General features: G+C 47.4%; 6 protein-coding genes and 1 other RNA gene. 1 reads left to right on the top strand and 6 read right to left on the bottom strand.

The features are described from left to right. The 5 genes from queF to gloA all read right to left on the bottom strand — a co-directional run. Positions 1-417 (bottom strand): preQ(1) synthase (gene queF, locus H6S82_RS16620; RefSeq protein WP_191056443.1); only part of this gene is annotated, 417 nt, incomplete at its 3' end. Positions 418-426: 9 nt separating this feature from the next. Then, complete coding sequence (locus tag H6S82_RS16625; RefSeq protein WP_190465157.1) at positions 427-861, bottom strand: hypothetical protein; 435 nt, start codon at positions 859-861, stop codon at positions 427-429. A gap of 185 nt (positions 862-1046) precedes the next feature. Next, a complete protein-coding gene (locus H6S82_RS16630; protein WP_190465156.1) occupies positions 1047-1421 on the bottom strand; it encodes a hypothetical protein in 375 nt (124 codons plus the stop codon). Between the two features lie 24 nt (positions 1422-1445). Further along, positions 1446-1542: signal recognition particle sRNA small type (gene ffs, locus H6S82_RS16635), an RNA gene on the bottom strand. Between the two features lie 25 nt (positions 1543-1567). Further along, a complete protein-coding gene (gene gloA, locus H6S82_RS16640; protein ID WP_190465155.1) occupies positions 1568-2005 on the bottom strand; it encodes a lactoylglutathione lyase in 438 nt (145 codons plus the stop codon). A 246-nt stretch (positions 2006-2251) separates the two neighbouring features. Between gloA and eno the strand changes: the two genes are divergently transcribed. After that, positions 2252-3541 carry a phosphopyruvate hydratase gene (eno, locus tag H6S82_RS16645; protein ID WP_190465154.1) on the top strand — a complete coding sequence of 430 codons (1290 nt, stop codon included), beginning with the start codon at positions 2252-2254 and terminating at the stop codon, positions 3539-3541. 185 nt (positions 3542-3726) lie between these two features. Here the strand turns inward: eno and argC are convergent, their stop codons facing one another. After that, complete coding sequence (argC, locus tag H6S82_RS16650; RefSeq protein WP_190465153.1) at positions 3727-4785, bottom strand: N-acetyl-gamma-glutamyl-phosphate reductase; 1059 nt, start codon at positions 4783-4785, stop codon at positions 3727-3729. Between the last annotated feature and the right edge of the window lie 542 nt (positions 4786-5327).

Below are 5327 nucleotides of genomic sequence, written 5' to 3' on the forward strand. Positions count from 1 at the left end.
CACCTCAATCACTGTATGAACATTACCGCGAGGAGAAAAATCTCCTTTGACAGTTACTTCTAAGGGGTCGCAAGCAGCAACGAAGTCATCCAAAATTTGATTAACCGATTCTTCGTGGGAAATGTAGCGATCGCGATAACTATTAATATATAACTTCAGCGCCTTCAACTCCACCACCTTTTCATCTGGAACGTAGTTAATGTGGATTGTGGCAAAATCTGGATAGCCAGAAAACGGACACTTACAAGTAAACTCTGGCAAACTAACGTTGATATTGTAGCGTCGCCCCACACGCGGATTTGGAAAAGTAATCAACTTTCCTTCTGCTATGTGGCGTTCCCCATACTTTATCTGTGAATTTTGCTCTATAACTACAGATTCCGACGAAATAACTGGGTCAGCTGAAGAGTTAGTCATAATCGATACCTAAAAAATAGATGGTGGGTTGTAATCGTTATCGCTGTTTTCGCCTGCTTCCCAATCAGGACAATTCTCGCCTGACCAACCATAAGGGTGCATTCCACAAACAAGCAAATTTCCACCATAAAATTGACCGTGGAAATTACGACAACCAACACAGGCAGGATATTGTGCTATCAAAGGATCTTCTGCATCGCTTACTGTCCATTCCTCATCAAATAATGTGTCTTCAAGCTGAGGAGTAACCCCCAGCATTGGATCGACTATTTCGCTAAAAAACCGTTCGATATCTTCAGATATAGTGCTGTGCAACTGATGAGCGAATTCTTCAGAAAATTCTGCAAACGTTTCTAGCGTTTCAGTCATTTCAAGTAAGAATTGCTCCACTTCATCAGCTACTGTCTCTAGTATTTCAACCAAATTTTTTTGCCATTCTTCCATAGTGTTTATGCTGGGCTGGCTCTCAAAATAAATAGAGAAATTAGCGAGAGAAGCCTTTTAATTTCAACATGATATCCAAAATTATCAGTGATTGTTGAGTGGCAACCTACGCCAGAAGGCTGAATCAAAAAAGTCGGCCATAGACTGCGATCGCCAGTGCGAACAATCCATCTTTTGTAATGATACTAATCTTGCTTCAGACGGCGCAGTTCGTCTTGTAATGACATCACTTGTTGCCGTAAAACATCGACATTCTGACCCTCGCCTCCAGAGGCATCGTCATCTTCTACGACAATTTCAATCCTACGCGGTTCAGACGGTTTGCTGCTCGTCGATGATGAGTCGATCGGTTGCTGTTGCTGGGCTCGGTTTACCATCTCGTCTACTAGGCGTCGGGCGTCCTCTGTAGTCATTTCACCCTTCGCCACCATTTCATCTGCCAGCTTTTGGGCTTGCTCTCTCAGTTCAGCCAGTGTCATACCCGCTCTTTCCCCTGCGGTGGCAACTACACCAACTCCCAGGTAAAAGGCTTTTTTGACAAGATCTCCTAAACCAGCCATAGCCAAAAAACGCTCTTAAAAAAGGGCGACCCGGATACCACGCCTGCTACAAGCATCCCGTATTGCTGCTACCTTCCGGTCCTGACAAGGTTTGGGCGTTGTGGCCGCATGGGTCCAGGTCTATTCTTAGGATAGCATTATTCTTTTTACTTTGTAAGCAGTTCCTGTTTAGATTTTTGCTTTTCGGTGGCAGAGCCTTGAGTACCCAGTTGAATCAGTTCGATCTTGTAGTCATCGGGGTCTTGGATAAAAGCAATTACCGTACTACCGTGTTTCATCGGCCCGGGTTCCCGCACTACTTTACCGCCACGAGCCTTGATTTCTGCACAGGTAGCGTAAATATCATCGACGCCAATGGCAATATGACCGTAAGCATCGCCCAAATCGTACTTGTCAGTACCCCAGTTGTAAGTTAATTCTAAGACCGTGTGGTCAGACTCGTCGCCGTATCCCACAAAAGCCAGAGTAAACTTGCCATCTGGATAATCTTTTTGGCGCAGCAACTTCATACCCAGCACTTGGGTGTAGAACTTAAGGGATTCTTCCAGGTTGCCGACGCGCAGCATTGTATGTAGCAGTCGCATAACCAATTCCAAATGCTTTCACTGTTTTCTATTGTACGGGTTGGCTCGCAGTATCCTCGTCTATCGCCAGTTACACAGCTTTGTTAACAAAATCACAAACCAAATCCGCAGACATTTTTAATCTGGGTGTGAAAAGTCTGTTGAGCATCTATGCTTAACGATCGGGCTTGCAGGAGTGCATCTCGATCCGAAAGCACTGCTGCCCGTCGCAAGCCAATTCTCATCAGCGCTATCACAAGGTTGATTATGACCGACACACTAGATACTGCGATCGAATTTATTCAGGCGCGAGAAATTCTCGACTCTCGCGGGCGTCCTACCGTTGAAGCAGAAGTCCATCTGATTAACGGCGTCATGGGACTAGCCCAAGTTCCCAGCGGTGCTTCTACCGGCACTTTTGAAGCTCACGAACTGCGGGACGGCGATAAAAGCCGTTACGGAGGCAAGGGAGTTCTCACCGCAGTGGAAAATGTCAAAGAAAAAATTGCCCCGGAACTGATCGATCTCGATGCAGTTAACCAGGAACTGATCGATCGCACCATGATCGATTTAGATGGTTCCCAAAATAAATCGAATCTGGGCGCAAATGCTATTTTGGCAGTTTCCCTGGCAGCAGCGAAAGCCAGTGCAGCTGCACTGACCCTGCCTCTATATCGCTACTTGGGTGGCCCTTTGGCTAACCTGTTACCTGTGCCCTTGATGAATGTAATCAACGGTGGTGCCCACGCTGACAACAATGTGGATTTTCAAGAATTCATGATTGTGCCTGTAGGCGCACCTACTTTCCGAGAAGCCTTACGCTGGGGTGCAGAAGTGTTTTCCTCCCTAAGCAAAGTGTTGCACGACAAAGGTTTGCTGACCGGAGTAGGCGATGAAGGTGGATTTGCACCGAACTTAGAATCGAATCAGGCGGCTTTGGATTTGTTGGTAGCTGCCATTGAGAAAGCTGGCTATAAACCTGGAGAAGAAGTTGCTTTGGCGCTAGATGTAGCAGCCAGCGAATTCTACAAACAGGGCCAGTACGTTTATGATGGTGCAGCTCACTCGCCCGCTGAGTTCATCGATTATCTAGCTAAGCTGGTTGGGCAGTATCCGATTGTTTCTATTGAAGATGGACTGCACGAAGAAGACTGGCAAAACTGGACTTTGCTAACCCAGAAGTTAGGTTCTAGCGTCCAGCTAGTCGGCGATGACTTGTTTGTCACCAACCCCACACGGTTGCGAAAAGGCATCGAAACCAATGCCGGTAATGCCATTTTGATTAAGCTCAATCAAATTGGCTCTTTAACGGAAACTTTGGAAACGATCGATATGGCCACTCGCAACAGCTATCGATCGATCATCAGTCACCGTTCTGGCGAAACAGAAGATACCACCATAGCCGACTTAGCTGTAGCTACTCGCGCCGGTCAAATTAAAACTGGTTCCCTCTGTCGCAGCGAACGTGTAGCTAAATACAACCGACTGCTGCGAATTGAGGAAGAATTAGGCGACCAAGCCCTTTACGCAGGCGCTGTCGGGTTAGGGCCAAAGTAAGGCTAGGGCGTCGGGATTAGGGCTTAGGGAAGAGGGAGTGGGGGAGCGGGAGAGTGGGGGAGCGGGAGAGCAGGAGAATAAATCTTTTCCCTTTTCCCTCTTCCCTTTTCCCTCTTCCCTCTCTCTCTTCCCTCTTCCCTCTTCCCTCTTCCCCTAACCCCTAACCCCTAACCCCTAACCCCTAATTAGGGATAAAAACTCATTTGGGGTAGTCCCAAGGTTTCTTCCCAACCGCTCATCAGGTTCATACACTGAACAGCTTGGCCGGCCTGACCTTTCATTAAATTATCTATTACCGACATGACGATAACGCGATCGGTGCGGGGGTCAACTTCGACGCCAATGTAGCAGAGATTTGTACCGCAAGCCCACTTAGTTTGCGGATATACACCACCTGCCAATACTTTCACCCAAGGAGCGTTGCGATAGAAGGCATTGAAGATCGTGATTAAATCTTCTCGCACTAATCCCGGATCTCTAAGGGTGGCGTAAACGGTGGCCAATATCCCCCGCACCATTGGAATTAGGTGAGGAGTAAATTGCACCGTAACTTCATGTCCGGCTAAGTCGCTACAGATTTGCTCGATTTCTGGGGTATGTCTGTGGCGGGCGACGCCATAGGCACCCAAGGAGTTATCTGCTTCTGCCAGCAGCAGATGGGTTTTCGCTTGTCTCCCACCGCCAGAAGTGCCCGATTTGGCATCGATGATCGCAGTTTCTGGCAGAATTAACCCTTGTTTGAGCAGGGGAGAGAGCGCTAGCAAGCTAGCGGTGGGATAGCAACCGGGACATCCCACTAGCTGGGCAGAAGCGATGCGATCGCGATACAGTTCCGGTAAACCGTAAATTGCTGATGCTGCGATTGCTTTGTCGTTGCGATCGCCTCCGTACCATGCTGTATAAGTTTCTATATCAGCAAATCGATAGTCTGCTGAAAGATCCAAAACTTTGCAACCCTTCTCCAACAAAGTTGGTGCCATCTTGTAGGCTAAACCATTGGGAAGAGAGAGAAACACAACTTGACAGCGAGCTGCTATTTGTTCTAAATCTATCGGCTCGATCGTCAGGTCAACTTGATGACCCAGGTGCGGGTACAGATCGGAAAAAGGTTTCCCTGCACTACTTTCACCGCCTAAATATACCAGTTCGACTCCCGGATGTTCCTTTAGGAGCCTTACCAGTTGGACACCGCCGTAACCTGACGCGCCAACAATCCCAACGGGCACGCGCCCCATATCACCCATGATGCTTGACCTTTGTACTTTTTTGGTTTAGAAGAAAACGTTTGAACTTTTGTTGCATTGTAGTAGTTAAGTAGCTGCTACACAAAACTTGGCTAAACTTATTTAAGTCTCACCATTCAACTAGAAATACATAACTTCTAGAGGGTCTGCTTCCTGCTTTCTTCAAGGGAGTAGGCTTCCTACTTGTCCAGAGCGTCAAGAAAGTGTGTAGCCCACCCTATGCGTGCTTTGAACAACTATTCTTGAAGCTTTTAGTCATTTTTCATCCATTATTTTCAACCTATTTAACGAATCGTGGTCTCCCGTTCGACCTTTTTACAGGCTGGTCAGTTTTGAATCGACTGTGGTTTCCAAACCAGATAATTTTGACGCTTGGTTTTCGGCATGGCGGCCAACATATCACAAAACCAGCACGTTGTCAAGTTGATTGCCGCGACCAACTATGAGTAACTTTAGGAATTACTCCCTTCCCGCCGTAAGATGATCGATCGCAAGTAACCTGTTGTTCTTTTCTCCCCCACTCTCCCGCTCCCCCACTCCCC

This window comes from Planktothrix sp. FACHB-1355 (assembly GCF_014748295.1).
GTDB lineage: Bacteria > Cyanobacteriota > Cyanobacteriia > Cyanobacteriales > Aerosakkonemataceae > Aerosakkonema > Aerosakkonema funiforme_A.

Bases quoted from the DNA above. Each gene is read 5' to 3' on its own strand.
- eno (WP_190465154.1), top strand. From the start codon at position 2,252: ATGACCGACACACTAGATACTGCGATCGAATTTATTCAGGCGCGAGAA.
- H6S82_RS16630 (WP_190465156.1), bottom strand. From the start codon at position 1,421: ATGGCTGGTTTAGGAGATCTTGTCAAAAAAGCCTTTTACCTGGGAGTT.
- H6S82_RS16625 (WP_190465157.1), bottom strand. From the start codon at position 861: ATGGAAGAATGGCAAAAAAATTTGGTTGAAATACTAGAGACAGTAGCT.
- argC (WP_190465153.1), bottom strand. From the start codon at position 4,785: ATGGGTGATATGGGGCGCGTGCCCGTTGGGATTGTTGGCGCGTCAGGT.
- gloA (WP_190465155.1), bottom strand. From the start codon at position 2,005: ATGCGACTGCTACATACAATGCTGCGCGTCGGCAACCTGGAAGAATCC.